Genomic DNA, 14,906 nt, shown 5'->3' on the forward strand with positions numbered 1-14,906 from the left:
GACCACGTCGATGAACTACCCGAACCTGGACAGCGAGATCGCCCATCTCGAACTCGTGTTGGGGCGGATTTCGGTCAATGACCGCATTCCTCTTTCGTATTGGGAAAACCGCGTGCGCCTCCTGTCGCGTGCGGCGCTGGTGCCGGTGCAACGAGCCCGGCTGGCACGTCTCGAAGCCGTGCTCGGCGCATTGCGGGATTCCGAAGAAGCCGTCTGCGAAGCGCCTGGCATGCGCTCGAAGGACGTCCGTTCATGACCGAGGCGACCAGGGAACCGAAACACAAAACGCCCGACGCAGCAGCCGGCAACGGCGCGCCACGCGCGCAGGACGCCGGCGCAGACTCGCCTCATCTGAACGAGGGAGAGCAGGATCAGGCGGCGCATCACACCGCCCCGCACGCGCTCGTGCTGCATGAGATCGTTCGCGAAGAGGGCGAAGCCGCGCTCGAGCGGACCATCGGCGCGTTGATCTGGTCATCGCTCGCCGCCGGTCTGTCCATGGGATTTTCGTTTCTCACACAAGCCGTGCTCGATGCGGGCTTGCCGGACACGCCATGGCGCCATCTGGTGTCGAGCTTCGGTTATTCGATCGGTTTCGTGCTGGTCATCATGGGACGGCAGCAGCTTTTTACCGAGAGCACGCTGACCGTGGTGCTGCCCGTATTGACGCGGCGCGATCCACGCACATTGCTTAAAGCGATGCGTCTATGGGCCGTGGTGCTCGTCTTCAACCTCATCAGCACATGGATCTTCGCGGCGATGCTACGCATTCCCGATGTCTTCTCGCCCGCGGTGGTGGATGCACTCGGCGAGGTATCGCGTGCGGCGGTCGGCTCGGAACACATGCTGCCGACCATGGTGAAGGCGGTCTTCGCGGGCTGGCTGATCGCACTGATGGTGTGGCTGTTGCCGAGCGCGCGGTCCGGGCGTCTGTTGACCGTGCTGCTGATTACCTATGTGGTCGCCGTCAGCCATCTTTCGCACATCATCGCCGGATCGACGGAGGTTGCTTATGCGTTCCTGAGCGGCGACGCGAGCCTGCACGACTATTTCTTCCGTTTTCTCGTGCCGACGCTCGTGGGCAACACCGTGGGCGGGATGTCGCTGGTTGCGCTGCTCAATCACGCGGCCATCGCGCCTGAAATAAACGGCCATCGCTGAGCACGTTCAGTTGCGCGGGCGGCTTGGCGCCGCAAACGCGGCAACACTCGTGGCTCGCCGCGGCGGCCTTCACAGCCCCCGCGGCGAGCCGTGCGTCAGCCGATCAGAATCCGCGCGCCGAGCGCGAGCACCAGCGCGGGCAACATGACCACGACGCCGACCTTCAGGAACTTCACGAAGCTGACGTCCTCGCCTTCGCGGCGAATTGCGTTGAGCCAGAGAATCGTCGCGAGCGAACCGGTGATCGACATGTTGGGTCCGAGGTCGACGCCGATCAGCAGTGCGTCGATCACGCGCTCCGGGCTATGCGCCTGCATCACCGTGGAACTGGCGATCAGCCCGGCCGGCAGATTGTTCATCAGATTGCTGCCGATCGCGATGGCGCTGCCGGCCCAGCCGGCCGTTGTCATTTCGTTGTGCGCGGCCGCCGAACGCGTTAGCGCTGCCAGCATGCTGATCACACCGGTGTAATCGAGCATTTCGACGAGAACGAACAGCGCGGCCACGAGCGGCAGCACGCTCCACGATATCTCGCGGATCATCGGCAGCGGCGATTTGCGCTCCTGGATCAGCACGACGAGCGCAGTCGCCGCGCCGAGTATCGCGGTGGGCAGCCCCAACTGAATGTCGAACGCCGATACCGCCAGCAGCACGACGGCGGTCACGGCGATGCCGGCGAGCGCGACGCGTCCGCTCGACGAAAGCTGAAGCGGCTCGAGATTCGCCTCGCAGCTGCCGGCAAGCGCCTTGCGTTGCGTCCAGCGCAGCAGCGCATACGTGGCGACGATCGACAGCAGCGACGGCAACGCGAAGCGCATCAACCACGGCACGAGCGCGGGCGTGTGATTGCCGTACAGCACGATATTGGCCGGATTGGAGATCGGCAGCACGAAGCTGGCTGCGTTTGCAATGAACGCGCACACGAACAGTAACGGCAGCGGGTCCGTCTTCGCCTTCTTCGCGGCGGCGAACACGGCCGGCGTGAGGACGACCGCGGTGGCGTCGTTTGAAAGAAAAGCGGTAATCACCACGCCGACCAGATAGACCAGCATGAAAAGCTTGCGCGGCGAACCTTGCGCATGGTTGACGGCAAGCACCGCGACCCAGTCGAACAGCCCTTCCCGGCGCCCCACCTCGGAGAGCAGCATCATGCCGGACAGAAACAGATAGACGTCAGTGCCCTTGCCGACGGCTTCGACCGCGAGATGCAACGGCAACAGGCCGAGCGAGACCAGCAGCAGCGCGCCGGCCACCGCCCACACCGCTTCCGGCCATTTGAAAGGACGGGCGATCACGCCGGCCGTCGCAAAGGCGGCAATACCCCATGAAAGGAAAATCGAAGTCACAACGAAAGCCCTGAATGGATGGTTGTACGTGGGCAAGGCCCGGTGCGCAGGATACCCCAACTCGGCCCCGGCTCCGCTTGCGTTCGCCCGACGTTGCAAGTCGCGACCCAGCACGCATTACCGTCACCAGTACAACAATGTGTTCTTGCGCCCCCGCCTATTCAGTCTCCATTGACCTGCCTACTATTCGCACTCACTGCCACGACGCATGACCGACGCGAATGAACGACATATCCCGCCACACTGATACAGGCCGTTACCACGGCGCCGCAATCGCACTGCACTGGCTGATCGCCGTGCTGATCGTCGGGGGCTTTTATCTGGGCTGGATCATGACGGACATTCCCGGCTTCACGCCGACGAAGCTCAAGTATTTCTCATGGCACAAATGGATCGGCGTCACCGTATTGATGCTCGCCGTGGCGCGCGTTTTGTGGCGAGCGACCCATCGCGCACCGGCTCTGGATAGCGCGACACCCGCGTGGCAGAAGGCGGCGGCGCACGCCGTACACGGCCTGCTGTATCTGCTGATGCTGGCGATTCCGGTGTCGGGCTACCTCTACAGTTCGGCGGCGGGCATTCAGGTGGTGTATCTCGGCATCGTGCCGCTGCCGACCTTCATTGGCCCGGATCAGGCGCTGAAGGCGACGCTGCGCACGGTGCACGTGCTGCTCAATTACACGCTGCTCGCGCTGGTCGCCATGCATGTGCTGGCGGCGCTGAAGCACCAGTTTGTCGACCGCGACGGCCTGCTCGCACGGATGATTCCGTTCCTCAAGTGACACTCATCGGCGCCCATTCGCTACAGCCTGTTGGCAATCAAATTCTTCACTGTGCGCAATGAACGCGCACGGGTTCGATAGGATGCGTATCACCATGAAAAACACACTCCATCACTCCATCCTCGCCGGCGTCGCCGCCCTTTCTCTGTTCGGTGCAGGCCTCGCGCATGCCGACGTCGACACGAGCAAAAGCACCGTCATTGCCACGACGAAGCAGATGAACGTGCCTGTCGACGGCAAGTTCAAGAAGTTCTCTGCGCAACTGTCGTTCGATCCGGCGAAGCCGACCGCAGGAAGCGCGAACGTGTCGATCGACACCGGCAGCTACGATCTCGGCGCGGACGACTACAACAAGCAGGCGCAAGGCAAGGAATGGTTCGACAGCGCCACGTATCCGGCCGCGACGTTTGTTTCCAGCGCGATCGCACCGGCGGGCGGCAATCAGTACAAGATCACCGGCAAGCTGACCATCAAGGGCAAATCGCAGACCGTGGTGGTGCCCGTCACGATTGCAAGCCAGGGCCCGACGCAGACGTTCGACGGCTCGCTGCCGATCAAACGCTCCCAGTTCGACGTCGGCACTGGCGAATGGAAGGACACGTCGGTCGTAGCCGACGAAGTCGTCATCAAATTTCACCTCGTCGCTTCGAAGAAGTGATTAAAAAAACCGAAGTAAAACCGCAAGCCTCATAGCACTTTTCGAAACCTGGAGAACATCTTGAAGAAACAATTTCTGATCGCCGCCGGCGCTCTCGCCGCCGCATTGTCGTTCAACGCAATGGCCGCCGACACTTACCAGCTCGATCCGACCCACACGGCCCCGAGCTTCGAGACCGATCACTTCGGCGGCGTGTCGATCTGGCGCGGCAAGTTCAAGAAGAGCAGCGGCACCGTTGTGCTCGACCGCGCGGCAAAGACGGGCACGGTCGACGTGACGATCGACATGAGCTCGGTGGATATCGGCAATGACAAGCTCGATTCCGAACTGGTCACCGACAAGTTCTTCGACGTTGCGAAGTACCCGACCGCAACCTACAAGGGCACGCAAATCCGCTTCGACGGCGACAAGCCTGTTGAAGTGATCGGCACGCTGACCATGCATGGCGTGACCAAGCCGGTCAACCTGAAGATCGAGTCGTTCAAGTGCTTCGTGAACCCGATGCTCAAGCGCGAAGTTTGCGGCACCGAATCGACCGCAACCTTCAATCGCGATGACTTTGGCGTCGACTTCGGCAAGACCTATGGCTTCAAGATGCAGACCACGCTGCATATTCAGGCCGAAGGCATCAAGCAGTAAAATCACGGCGGGCGCGGCCACGCGCCCGCCCGCGCGCGCTCTCGCAGCGCGCGCATTCAGCCACGCTTTCGCTCAGGCGCCCGCGAGCGAGCGGAAGTCGTCCACGGTCTCAGTGTAAGTTCCCGTTTTTCCGTTCGACGTGACCGTGATGGTCACGCTCGACTCGTCTTTCGGCGTGATGGTCTCCACTGTGTCGCTCGTCGACAACTGGATCACGCCAGCGGTGACCTTGCCGCCGTTGACCTTGACGGGCGTGGGCGTGGACACGGCGAACGCGATCGTCGCGTCGGCGGCATTCACGCTGATGTCGCCGCTGGTCGCGAGTGTATCGGTGACCGGATCGGCGCCATGCACGCGCGAATACGTCAGCGACGTGATCGTGATCTTTCCGCTGATGCTGCCGGAGCCGGCCGTCTGGTTGCGATCGAGCGTCACCGTTGGGCTGCTCGCGGTCGTCGTCGTGATGCCGGTTGCCGCGTTGTAGCTCATCGTGTAGCTGACCGTGCCGTTGACAACGGTCTTGCCGTTCGACGACGCCAGTGTCAACGCATTAGCCGTTTCGATCGCGCTGTACGACCAGTCGTTCGATTCGTTGCCGACAATGCCGTGCACGTTCTGAATCTGCACGCTGACGGTGCCGGTAATCGACGCGCTGTCCGACACGCCGGGCGCCTTCACCTGCCCTACGCATTGATTGAAACCGACCGTCGCCGTCTCGCCGCTTTGCAGTCCGCTCACACCCGCACCCTGTGCGAGGACGCTGATCGAGCCGCTCGCCGGACACGAGGTCATGGTGTTGCCCGCGCCCGCCGTCACGCCCGTCAGCAGCGATTGCACGACCGACGTATAGATCGCCGCGACGCCAGGGCCCGACAACATGCCGAACGCGCCCGCATACCTTGCGACGTGCTCGCTCTGCACCGCCGACGACAACTTCAGCACGTTACTGCCGCCACTGCTGCCGCCCGAGCCGCCGCCGCATGCGCCGAGAACGGCGGCTGCGGCAACGGCGACCGCAACCGCGGCACCAGATGAGCGGAACGTTTTCGAAACAGACATCACTACTCCAGATTTGAAAGGCTTCAATGAGTTGATTATCGAAGCGCGCCCGCTCGTTTCATTTGCCGAATAGCCCTTTAAAACGGGGTTAATCCGTCAAGGCAACGCGCTTTAATCGCCGGTTCGGAACAAGTTACGGGGCATTATTTCCGCTTCCGGCAAAGCGCCATACTTGAGCGCGAAGAGCCGCCACAATCCCCCGCTGTTCATTCATTTGAACCTCGCGATGGAATCGTAAAGTCCTCGCCATGCAATTGGTTCGTGTCGGGAGACAAGTGGTGGGACAGGTGAAACGGCAGGTAAAGAATGCGGCTCTCGCCGCGATGGCCGCATTGGCGGTCTTCGGAAGCACGGCGCACGCGCAGGAGATTTATGTACACGGCGGTACGCTCGGCGCGGGCATCGGCGCGGCTTTGCCGCTCAATTCATGGGCTGGCGTGCATGCGGAATTCGAAGGTCTTGGCTTCTCGCATTCGGTCAACGTTGACCAGAACAAATACGACGGCCATCTCAAGCTGCTACAAGGCGGTCTTTATCTCGACGTGTTCCCGTTCCAATCAAGCGGTTTTCGCCTGACGGCGGGCGCATTGATCAACGACAACGAGCTTTCGGCTCACGCCGTGCCCAATGCGGACGGCAACTACAAAATCGGCGACGACTACGTGCCGGCCGTGGGCGCCGCGCCTTCGGCCACGGTCACGCTGCCGCGGGTAATGCCGTATGTCGGGATCGGCTATGGACATAAGCCGGTTTCCAAGGGCTTCGGCCTGACGTTCGATCTGGGCGTTGCCTACGGCCGTCCGCGCACGCACTACAACGTGCCCGCCATTTACTCGATGTTCACGACTCAGGCAAACATCGACGAGCAGGAACAGAAAATCAGCAATACGGTGGAGCGCTACAAAATCTATCCGGTCCTTCAGATCGGCGTGACTTATCGCTTCTAGTCGATAGTCGCGGCCAGGCTTGAGTCGCGTCGCGATGCTGTCATCCAATGCGGCAGGCCCTTCAAAGCGTGGCAACGCGCACGCGTTCCCACGCCGCCACTTGAACCACGGTTTCCACTCCGGCTGTTCTCATTTGGAAGCATTGCAGTCGCCAGTGCCCCAACTGCCTGTGCCCTTGTGTTTGAGCGCAATGGTGAGCGTGCTTCCTCTGTTCGCCGTAATCATCTGTCCGTAACTGACGGTCGGAATGAACTGGATATCCGGCGCGACCGCGACAGGCGGATTGCGTGAACCATCGATCGTCAGGTCAAGCTGCACGGTGACGGTGTCGATATCGACGTCCCCGTCCCGCTTGCGCGCCGCCTCCTGCTTCCTGAAGTTGCACAATCCGTCGAGGACCTGTTCGAGGGCAGTCGGAATATCGACCGACTTGCCTGGAGGAATCGGCGGCGTATTGCAGCCGACAAGCAGCAAGGGAAAAACGAACACAGGCAGACAGCGGTGGGCACGCATCAGCATCTCCTTTTCCGATCGGTATGACGAACGGCATATTGGGTCGCCGCGAGTTAGATACTGTCCTTGCCGGTAATCAGCCGCCGCCGCACGCCGCAGGCGAACTAGAAGCTCACCGCAAATCCGAACGACACGCCATGCACATTGTGTCCGAACACATATCGCACTACCGCGCGCGTCCTGGTGATGATGACCGGATACCGGCTGCTGTCGAGTTCGAGGCCGACGCCCAACGAGGTGAGGTCGTTGAACCCCAGCACACCCGCGCTTTCGCCGAAATAATGTGAGTAAGCCGCTTCGAGCACATAGCGGACTGGCCGGTCCAACGCATGCCATCCGGTAGGCGCGCGCCAGCGGGTCCACAGGCTGACTTGCTGCGCCATGGCGGAACCCTGCACTGCCTGGGAAGAACCGCCGAAGCTGCGCAGATAAATGTCCGTGGCCCGCAACTCAGCGTCGATTTCGTAGTTGTCACGGTAGCGCTCATAGTCGAGCATCAGCGAGCCGCCGTAGCCATACGCGTCCAGCGAACCGTTGTCGAGAAACTGGAGGTTGGCATCGGTGGCGCGATTGAAGATCGTTTGCCCGACCTTCAGATCGCTGGAAACGCGGCCTAGCGTTCCGTTAAGGATCGGACGAAACACCAGTTCATTCGTGATCCGAAAATCCCAGCCGATGCCGACCGTGCCGCTGAACGTATTCCATTTTGTCGGCACTGGACGCTGTGCCGAGCCGTCCGACGCGACGAACACCGGATCGTAGCGACTGTAGGCGAGCGTGCCCTCCATGTACAAAGGAAACGACCGGCTCAACGTGAACCCGCCGCCAAGCTGTGTCTGGCCGAAGCTGGGATTGCCGGTAGTGCCGCTATTAACCGCCAGGTTACTGGTCGTGACGTCCGGAACAGTCGTATAACTCATGACGGCGAGCACGGCGTCCGCGTGCTGTTTCACATTACCCCCAACCACAGCCGGTCCCGACGAGCGGCCCGGAAGGTCCTGAGCAAACGAAAGGCAAGGCAAAACGCTGAAGGCTATGGCTGCACATGCCAACGACGCCCGGCGTCGCCAATGGAGCCGCAGTACATGCATCGTCCGATCGACTGTAAGTCTGTCCGCGCCCAGTACGAACCAGCACACAGCGTACAGAACGCACATTGCACACTCCTGTATGTTGGGCCATTGCTTCCTGGTTCCGAAACACACGCCTCGTGCGGCGTATGACGTTTGCCTTGCTTATTCGAGCACCCAAAGTCGGCGGGGCACATGTCGAATTCAGAATAGACAAAATGCGCCGACGTGGCGGGAATATCGCCGCCGTACAGCGCCTACTTGTTCAGACGCTCCATCACGGCATCGTCGTGCCCGGCGGGCTGGCCGAAGCGGGAAAAGGCATCTGCGCGGGTCGCTGATCGTCGGGATCCGCCAGCGATGCCGCAGGCGGTCCGATGAATACTGGCAGTAGCATGACATCGCGCTCGGCAGCCGGCATTCTCGCGAGAGCATGCAGCGTCACTCTTGTCATCCAGCAGACATCGGCCGGGGTTGCAGTGGAAGGATTCGCTGTATATGCCATATACCGATCGACATTGGCCGGATCGCCGCCTAGTTCGATGACCACGGCACGAGACATTGCCTCGGACGCTGCCGCGTATTCTTCCCGCGTCGGCACGCGTACCGGCGCCGCCGAACCGCTGCTCACCATGATCTTGTAGACAAGATCGAGGTATACCTCCGCTTGCGCGTCGGACATCTGCGCGATCGTGACGCGGTTCATTATCGTTACGATGTCGACGAGCCCAAAACAATTGACCGGGACCAGTTCGTCGAGCACACGGGTGAGCAGCACCAGGTAGCGCGATCGGTCGGCCGGCGTGAGACGTGCAAGGCCACTCGACATCATGGCTTCACGCTGTTCCGGATCGAGCAGCACATGAACGAGCGCCGGTGCGCCGCCTGGCACACGGGCACCGATAACGGGGTCGCGCGCTACCTTGTCGAACCACTCGAAGATGATGCGGGCTTTGGTCGAACCCTGGTTGATCCCGTACTGCCGCAGGATTTCATCGATATCGACAGCGCCGCGTTGGCGCGAAGCCGACCCGGCTGCAGCAGCATCCGGCGACTCATCGTGGAAGTCCAGATGAACCGCCGCATTCGCGCTCAACGAGATGAGGAGCGTGAACCATACAGTCAGCCGCAGCATCTCTCTCTCCGCAATAGCGACAGGCGCAGGGCTTGCGATACGTTTCAAAATACATCCGGTCTTTTCTCCATGAACACGCAGAGCGGCATGAAGATCGACGCTGCGAAGCCCGCCGCCCAGTGACTCGATATACGGCCTCTTCTTCTCGTGCGCGTTTCTCTTGTGTGCTTCTCGTGTACTCAGCTGCCGATCAGGGCGCGAGTGTGACGGGCGATCATCAGTTCCTCGTTGGTCGGGACGATCCACACGCCGACCCGACTAGTGGGTGTACTGATGCACGAGTCGTTCGCCTGATTTGCGTCGGAGTCGATGTCGATACCGCACCACTGCGCGTATTCGCCGATACGCTGCCGAACCTGCGTCGCATGCTCTCCGATGCCTGCCGTGAACACCAATGCATCGATGCCCTTGAGCGCCGCGATCAGCGAGCCAAGCTCGCGGCAGATCCGATACACATACAGTTCGACGGCGAAGCGGGCACGAGGATCGTCGCTCGCGAGCAGCACGCGCATGTCGCCGGAAATGCCGGAAACGCCGAGCAAACCAGACTGCGAGTACAGCAGGTTTTCCACTTCCCGCGTGGTCATGTTCAGTTCGTTGAGCAGATACAGGATCACGCCAGGGTCGAGGCTGCCTGAGCGCGTACCCATCATCAGGCCGTCGAGCGCCGTGAAACCCATCGTGGTCGCGACACTGCGGCATGCCGACAGCGCACACAGGCTCGCCCCATTGCCGAGATGCGCGACCACCGTGCGACCGGCCGCGGCTGCCGGCGACATCTCCGGCAGCCTGCTGGCGATATACTCATACGACAGTCCGTGAAAGCCATATCGGCGTACGCCGCGTTCGGTAACTGCAGCGGGCAGCGCGAAGGCCTTCGCCTGTTCGGGTTGCGTTGCGTGAAAGGCCGTGTCGAAACAGGCGATTTGCGGCATCGCCGAATTGCGCTCCGCGATGATTGCGATCGGCTTCAGGTTATGTGGCTGATGCAGCGGCGCAAGCGGCGTCAGCGTGTGGAGTTCCGCGAGCACGCTTGCATCGACGAGCACCGGTGCGACGAAACGCGCGCCGCCGTGCACGACGCGATGCCCGACCGCCGTGAGGCGATGGCCTTCGCGATGCCCGCGCAAGAAGTCGGCGATATGCGCGATCGCCTCGGCGTGGTCCAGGCTCGCGCCGTCGCCCCACGCGTGAGCGCCGGCCTGCGCGCCGGCCGCATCGAAAGCGGCGAAGTGCGGTGAACTGAACAGCCCGTCGATCTGACCTCGCAGCACACAGGCGAGCTCGGCGGTTTGCGCATCGAAGGCGCTGAACTTGATGCTCGACGATCCAGCGTTGAGTACCAGGATGACGTCGGCCATGATCTACACCACGAGCCGATCTTCGCGGCCCTTGCTCGCCACCAGCGACGCGACCGCGCACGACGCGAGCCGCGTGATGATCGAATCGGCGCGGCTCGTCAGGATGATCGGCACGCGCGCGCCGAGAACGATGCCCGCCGCGTCCGCGCCGGCTAGAAACGAAAGGCTTTTTGCCAGCATGTTGCCGGCTTCGAGATTGGGCACCATCAGCACATTGGCGCGCCCCGCCACCGGCGAATCGATCTTCTTCATGCGCGCCGCTTCGAGGTCGATTGCATTGTCGAGCGCGAGCGGCCCGTCGACGAGCGCCCCTGTGATCTGATGACGATCGACCATCTTGCAGAGCGCCGCGGCTTCGATCGTCGACGGAACCTTCGGGTTCACGATCTCCATTGCCGAGAGAATCGCGACCCGCACTTCGTCTACGCGAAGCGCATGGCCGAGATCGATCGCGTTTTGCAGTATGTCGGTTTTTTCGGCGAGCGTCGGTGCTATGTTGATCGCGGCATCGGTGATGATCAGCGCGTTTGCGTGCCCCGGCACGTCCATCACGAAGCAGTGGCTCACACGCCGTTCGGTGCGCAAGCCGCCCTCGCGGTGGACGACGGCGGCCATCAACTCGTCGGTGTGAAGGCTGCCCTTCATGATCGCCTCAGCCTTGCCTTCGCGCACCAGTTCGACGGCTTTCGCCGCCGCCGCGTGACTGTGCGGCACGTCGATCAGCGGATAGCCGGCTATCTGCAGCCCGCATTCTTCGGCGACGGCGCTAATGCGCTCGCGCGGACCTACGAGAAGCGGCGCAATCAGCCCCATCTGCGCCGCCTCCACGGCGCCTTCGAGCGATGCGCGATCACATGGATGCGCCACGGCAGTCGTTAGCGGCGGCTGGCTTTGGCAAAACGCGATAAGCCGTTGATACTTCTCGTGCGTACGCTCCACGATTCCTCCCGTGCATTGCGACAGTCGATGTGCCGCGCGCGGCGACACCGGTGACGCTGGTCATAGCCCGTTCAGAACGACTATCGCCGCCGCGCGCAGCCGCGGCAATAGGACTTTGGACCGATCTCCCGCAGCTTGGCTTCGCGAGCCGCGAGTCGATCGACGCCTAAAACCGTCCGCGTCGCGTGTTGTCGTACATAGGATCCGGTGCCTTCTGCGTTTGCCGCAAAATGCCTGCATCGTCGAAATAGAAGTGGAAGATCATGTGATTAATATTGTTCTCCAGATAGCGATACGACCACACGTCGCGCTGCATTCTTTGAAAGCGCGCGGTTTCGAACGGGCGCCCGAAGTTGATGAGCACATCGTCGCGCGTCCACTTGCCGACCTCCGCGCGATAGAACTCGCTCTCCTGCAGCACCTGACGCATGCTCACCACTTTGCCGGACGCGTCGATATCCGCGACGATCGTCGTGGTGCCCATCGGTTGCGTCGGCCACATCAGGCGCTGACCGCCGTCCGGCAGCTTGTAGGTCTCCTTGGGCGGGCCGAGCCGCGCAATCGCCGTCGACTGATCCGCGCCGGCTTCCACCTGCTGATGAGGTTGCACGCAGCCCATGAGCCCGGATATCAGCGCGCAAATCAACGCACATCTGATCTGACTATTCATGAACTTCTCCCATCGCTGATGAGTGCTCGCTGTCCCGTCTTTGCGCGGAGCCCTTCCTCAAATTGTTGCGAGCGAAGGCGGCGTGAGCATATCGGACGAAGGTCCTACGCTCGAAACTGCGGAGTGATGGCTAGAATCAGATTTTTGCCGAGCAGGGATTGCCGCGAGTCAAGTGATCGTTCAGCGGCTGGGCATTTGCGGCGTCTGCCCAAAAACCGATGCGCTACCGGGCGACTGGCTTGAGGCGTCAGTTGCGTGACTGGAGGTCGAGGCGCCGCTGTAGGGCTCGTTGCCAGTTTCGTCGACGCCGCTTTGGGCGAACGCTTTTGAATCCGGCGTCAGTACGATCGCCGTGATGGCACTCGAAATAATTCGAGCCGACGCAATGCCCGCCTACCGCACTAGCGGGCTCCTTGCTGACACGAAATCCGGCGGCGGTCGGACCGCCGTCCGGCTTCGAAAGAATTCGGCGGACGATACATGATCCGCCGCAATCGTTAGTGCCTTACGCGGCGATTAGTGCTTGCGGCGATGCGCGCGACAACCGGTACCAGGCGAGGATTGAACATGGGTATCGAACTGGCGCGACCGCTCGCCCGCGCGACGATTGCATCGATCGTGACTCGTGCGACCGCGCGTTGCGCCCGTCTCGCGAACTGCTTCAGTTGCCGGTTACTGACCGGATGCCTCGCCCATACCAACGCTGCGAACCAACCGATAACCGTCCATCCCAGCAGAATGTTCACCATGGTCACCGCGAACGCGTCCTCGCGTTCTCTGGCGTCGGCGATCATTGCGGGTACCAGATACAGCATCAGCGCGCCGACAAACAATGCACCTTCGATAATTTTCAACATTTCGACACCTCGTGACAGCTTCGCTTAGCAGACGGCTTTCAGATTAATGGCCCGAGTAAACATGGCCGACAGAGTCAGCGGTTTGACGGCCGCCGGATTCCGAAGAGGACGCAGCCACGCCGCCATACGAATCATTAACGGAACCGGCCGCACTGTTGCGTTCCGCTGCAACCGTTTGGGCACTTGGGCCCCGTTGCGAAGCAGGCGCCCCCACTGAAGGGCGGTAAGAAGGCGCAGGACCATAGCCGCTGGCAAACACAGGGGCGGCAAACGAAGTAGTGACGGCGACGAGCACAGCTGCAAGAAGTTTGCTTTTCATGATGACTCTCCGATGCGATTCTGAGGCAGCGCGAATCGGTGAGACACGCGCCGTTGACAAGAGTCAGTGTAGACGGCGCCTATCCTTTTTCTATCCCCATAGGGTGAAATCACAATTGCTGCAGACCGAACAATACCTCACTGCAAGGCCATGGCGGATTCGCGGGCCTGCTGCGGTTGGAATGGTTCGCATCGGGTAAGTCGAGAGACCTCCGATATCGGGGTCCCCAGAACATAGACGTGAAACAGGACTGAGCCATTGCGGCCAGCCTCGTCGGCTATGGTTTTGCGCGAGCACCTGGTGTTTCACCGTTTGCTCGCGCGCCGTCAGTGTATTGTCAGCTTCCGCCAAAGAAGATGTTGCATTGCGGGTTCACTCTGCACGGCCGGGCATGTTTCGAGCCGCTTTGTACCATCGTATCGGAGGTGCCACCGTACGCTTCCATCCCCGCACTTGGGTTGGAAACCTGCACCTGACCGCTGTCTTGCGGAGCGGCCTGAGGCGCCTGGGGCGTGCCTTGCGAATGCGCCAGCCCGGCGATCAAAAGCAGCCCAGCAACCGATCCAACCATCCGTCCTAGTTTCATATTGCCTCCTGATCCGCGTTGGATTATCCATTCATGCCGTTTCGTTATTCGCGCGGCGAAGTCGAAAACCAACACGCGATTTTCGGATTCGGGAAACGCGCCTGCGGCCTGCGGGTCGAATCGCCCGAGACCGTGATCCAGGAAAGTTGGGAAGATACGAAGTGCAGTGCGCCCGGCCGAGACGGGGACGCAAGTTGGCGTGCGCATTGGCAATGCCGATGGATTTTGTGGACCCCTCGACACGAATAGTCGCCCTGCAACTACGTTATAGCGCGTGCGATGACGATTCGTTAGTGATTATTCGACCTCTCTCATGCGGAAAACCGCAAAGCGATTCTTCGCCACGTTTTAGCCGGCGATGGTTGCCAGGGCGACCCTTTCGCCGTTGACTGAGCACAGTGAGCGGTTGTGTTGGTTTTTGGCGCGCAACAACACCTCGCCGTGTTTGATCGAGTCCAACAACGGGCCGCTGCTGCGGAACCGCTCTGGTCGTTCGTTGCTTTACCAGCGGGCTTCGCAGGCGCGTCAGCGGTTTCGAAGCGGTGTCGGCACACTAGTTGCAAACGGTAGCTGCGCCACCAGGAGACAGTCATGATGCGGCTTTTTGCAAACTCAGTGCAATCAAAACCGACGTACGGCAACGCAATCGTCGTCATTGGCGCTATCGCATTCGTTGCGGTATGCGCGACCGGAATTGCTGCGTTCGCCGGGTTATTGCCCCAATCCGAAAGCGTCGCCGCCACAGTGACTGCGACACCGTTGGTGGACCTGCAGACTCAAATCAAACAAACAATCACGAGTCCATGATTCGGGAACCGCCAGAACCGCTAAAAGTACGAGAAGCGCAGATCGCATTTGCATGGA

At 61.2% G+C, this 14,906-nt stretch carries 18 protein-coding genes; 7 read left to right on the forward strand and 11 right to left on the reverse strand.

Features of this window, described 5'->3' with window-relative positions:
- The first annotated feature begins 10 nt into the window (after positions 1-10).
- Positions 11-256 carry a hypothetical protein gene (locus tag H281_RS0107265; protein WP_020066425.1) on the forward strand — a complete coding sequence of 82 codons (246 nt, stop codon included), beginning with the start codon at positions 11-13 and terminating at the stop codon, positions 254-256.
- The gene (locus H281_RS0107270; protein WP_020066426.1) at positions 253-1,161 is read left to right on the forward strand and encodes a formate/nitrite transporter family protein; all 909 of its coding nucleotides are present in this window, start codon (positions 253-255) and stop codon (positions 1,159-1,161) included. Before H281_RS0107265 ends, H281_RS0107270 begins: the two co-directional genes overlap by 4 nt.
- A 95-nt stretch (positions 1,162-1,256) precedes the next feature.
- Here the strand turns inward: H281_RS0107270 and H281_RS0107275 are convergent, their stop codons facing one another.
- Positions 1,257-2,507 carry an arsenic transporter gene (locus H281_RS0107275; RefSeq protein ID WP_027804373.1) on the reverse strand — a complete coding sequence of 417 codons (1,251 nt, stop codon included), beginning with the start codon at positions 2,505-2,507 and terminating at the stop codon, positions 1,257-1,259.
- Between the two features lie 221 nt (positions 2,508-2,728).
- On the opposite strand from H281_RS0107275, the gene H281_RS0107280 reads away from it, so the two are divergent.
- The 3 genes from H281_RS0107280 (at position 2,729) to H281_RS0107290 (ending at position 4,586) form a co-directional block, all read left to right on the forward strand.
- Entirely contained in the window at positions 2,729-3,289 is a 561-nt protein-coding gene (locus H281_RS0107280; RefSeq protein WP_020066428.1) for a cytochrome b, read from the forward strand.
- Positions 3,290-3,383: 94 nt separating this feature from the next.
- Positions 3,384-3,947 (forward strand): YceI family protein, encoded by a 564-nt coding sequence (locus H281_RS0107285; protein ID WP_087753604.1) that lies wholly within the window; start codon positions 3,384-3,386, stop codon positions 3,945-3,947.
- Positions 3,948-4,007: 60 nt separating this feature from the next.
- Complete coding sequence (locus tag H281_RS0107290; RefSeq protein WP_020066430.1) at positions 4,008-4,586, forward strand: YceI family protein; 579 nt, start codon at positions 4,008-4,010, stop codon at positions 4,584-4,586.
- A gap of 72 nt (positions 4,587-4,658) precedes the next feature.
- Here H281_RS0107290 and H281_RS0107295 read toward each other — a convergent pair whose 3' ends face one another.
- Positions 4,659-5,645 carry a hypothetical protein gene (locus tag H281_RS0107295; protein ID WP_020066431.1) on the reverse strand — a complete coding sequence of 329 codons (987 nt, stop codon included), beginning with the start codon at positions 5,643-5,645 and terminating at the stop codon, positions 4,659-4,661.
- Between the two features lie 248 nt (positions 5,646-5,893).
- Between H281_RS0107295 and H281_RS0107300 the strand changes: the two genes are divergently transcribed.
- The gene (locus tag H281_RS0107300; RefSeq protein WP_394340531.1) at positions 5,894-6,592 is read left to right on the forward strand and encodes a hypothetical protein; all 699 of its coding nucleotides are present in this window, start codon (positions 5,894-5,896) and stop codon (positions 6,590-6,592) included.
- Positions 6,593-6,721: 129 nt separating this feature from the next.
- On the opposite strand, the gene H281_RS0107305 is transcribed toward H281_RS0107300, so the two are convergent.
- From H281_RS0107305 to H281_RS37240, 9 genes are all read right to left on the reverse strand, one after another.
- Entirely contained in the window at positions 6,722-7,105 is a 384-nt protein-coding gene (locus H281_RS0107305; RefSeq protein ID WP_033379480.1) for a hypothetical protein, read from the reverse strand.
- 104 nt (positions 7,106-7,209) lie between these two features.
- Complete coding sequence (locus H281_RS0107310) at positions 7,210-8,196, reverse strand: hypothetical protein (RefSeq protein WP_027804375.1); 987 nt, start codon at positions 8,194-8,196, stop codon at positions 7,210-7,212.
- 256 nt (positions 8,197-8,452) lie between these two features.
- Positions 8,453-9,310, reverse strand: a complete 858-nt coding sequence (locus H281_RS0107315) for a hypothetical protein (protein ID WP_020066435.1) — start codon at positions 9,308-9,310, stop codon at positions 8,453-8,455.
- A 179-nt stretch (positions 9,311-9,489) separates the two neighbouring features.
- Complete coding sequence (locus tag H281_RS0107320; RefSeq protein WP_020066436.1) at positions 9,490-10,671, reverse strand: acetate/propionate family kinase; 1,182 nt, start codon at positions 10,669-10,671, stop codon at positions 9,490-9,492.
- 3 nt (positions 10,672-10,674) lie between these two features.
- Positions 10,675-11,610 (reverse strand): phosphate acetyltransferase, encoded by a 936-nt coding sequence (locus H281_RS0107325; protein WP_020066437.1) that lies wholly within the window; start codon positions 11,608-11,610, stop codon positions 10,675-10,677.
- A gap of 166 nt (positions 11,611-11,776) precedes the next feature.
- Entirely contained in the window at positions 11,777-12,280 is a 504-nt protein-coding gene (locus H281_RS0107330) for a hypothetical protein (RefSeq protein WP_020066438.1), read from the reverse strand.
- A gap of 497 nt (positions 12,281-12,777) precedes the next feature.
- Complete coding sequence (locus H281_RS0107335) at positions 12,778-13,137, reverse strand: superinfection immunity protein (protein WP_020066439.1); 360 nt, start codon at positions 13,135-13,137, stop codon at positions 12,778-12,780.
- A 43-nt stretch (positions 13,138-13,180) separates the two neighbouring features.
- Positions 13,181-13,456: a hypothetical protein gene (locus tag H281_RS37235; protein ID WP_084690047.1), complete on the reverse strand. Its 276-nt coding sequence runs from the start codon at positions 13,454-13,456 to the stop codon at positions 13,181-13,183.
- A gap of 337 nt (positions 13,457-13,793) precedes the next feature.
- Positions 13,794-14,249, reverse strand: a complete 456-nt coding sequence (locus tag H281_RS37240) for a hypothetical protein (protein WP_227471199.1) — start codon at positions 14,247-14,249, stop codon at positions 13,794-13,796.
- Positions 14,250-14,633: 384 nt separating this feature from the next.
- On the opposite strand from H281_RS37240, the gene H281_RS0107340 reads away from it, so the two are divergent.
- Positions 14,634-14,849, forward strand: coding sequence for a hypothetical protein (locus tag H281_RS0107340; RefSeq protein ID WP_020066440.1), 216 nt, complete (start codon positions 14,634-14,636; stop codon positions 14,847-14,849).
- The last annotated feature ends 57 nt before the right edge of the window (positions 14,850-14,906 follow it).

It is taken from the genome of Paraburkholderia caledonica (assembly GCF_000383275.1).
GTDB lineage: Bacteria > Pseudomonadota > Gammaproteobacteria > Burkholderiales > Burkholderiaceae > Paraburkholderia > Paraburkholderia caledonica.

Bases quoted from the DNA above. Each gene is read 5' to 3' on its own strand.
- H281_RS0107265 (WP_020066425.1), top strand. From the start codon at position 11: ATGAACTACCCGAACCTGGACAGCGAGATCGCCCATCTCGAACTCGTG.
- H281_RS0107270 (WP_020066426.1), top strand. From the start codon at position 253: ATGACCGAGGCGACCAGGGAACCGAAACACAAAACGCCCGACGCAGCA.
- H281_RS0107280 (WP_020066428.1), top strand. From the start codon at position 2,729: ATGAACGACATATCCCGCCACACTGATACAGGCCGTTACCACGGCGCC.
- H281_RS0107285 (WP_087753604.1), top strand. From the start codon at position 3,384: ATGAAAAACACACTCCATCACTCCATCCTCGCCGGCGTCGCCGCCCTT.
- H281_RS0107295 (WP_020066431.1), bottom strand. From the start codon at position 5,645: ATGTCTGTTTCGAAAACGTTCCGCTCATCTGGTGCCGCGGTTGCGGTC.
- H281_RS0107300 (WP_394340531.1), top strand. From the start codon at position 5,894: ATGCAATTGGTTCGTGTCGGGAGACAAGTGGTGGGACAGGTGAAACGG.
- H281_RS0107305 (WP_033379480.1), bottom strand. From the start codon at position 7,105: ATGCGTGCCCACCGCTGTCTGCCTGTGTTCGTTTTTCCCTTGCTGCTT.
- H281_RS0107310 (WP_027804375.1), bottom strand. From the start codon at position 8,196: ATGCATGTACTGCGGCTCCATTGGCGACGCCGGGCGTCGTTGGCATGT.
- H281_RS0107315 (WP_020066435.1), bottom strand. From the start codon at position 9,310: ATGCTGCGGCTGACTGTATGGTTCACGCTCCTCATCTCGTTGAGCGCG.
- H281_RS0107320 (WP_020066436.1), bottom strand. From the start codon at position 10,671: ATGGCCGACGTCATCCTGGTACTCAACGCTGGATCGTCGAGCATCAAG.
- H281_RS0107330 (WP_020066438.1), bottom strand. From the start codon at position 12,280: ATGAATAGTCAGATCAGATGTGCGTTGATTTGCGCGCTGATATCCGGG.
- H281_RS0107335 (WP_020066439.1), bottom strand. From the start codon at position 13,137: ATGTTGAAAATTATCGAAGGTGCATTGTTTGTCGGCGCGCTGATGCTG.
- H281_RS37235 (WP_084690047.1), bottom strand. From the start codon at position 13,456: ATGAAAAGCAAACTTCTTGCAGCTGTGCTCGTCGCCGTCACTACTTCG.
- H281_RS37240 (WP_227471199.1), bottom strand. From the start codon at position 14,249: ATGCGCACGCCAACTTGCGTCCCCGTCTCGGCCGGGCGCACTGCACTT.
- H281_RS0107340 (WP_020066440.1), top strand. From the start codon at position 14,634: ATGATGCGGCTTTTTGCAAACTCAGTGCAATCAAAACCGACGTACGGC.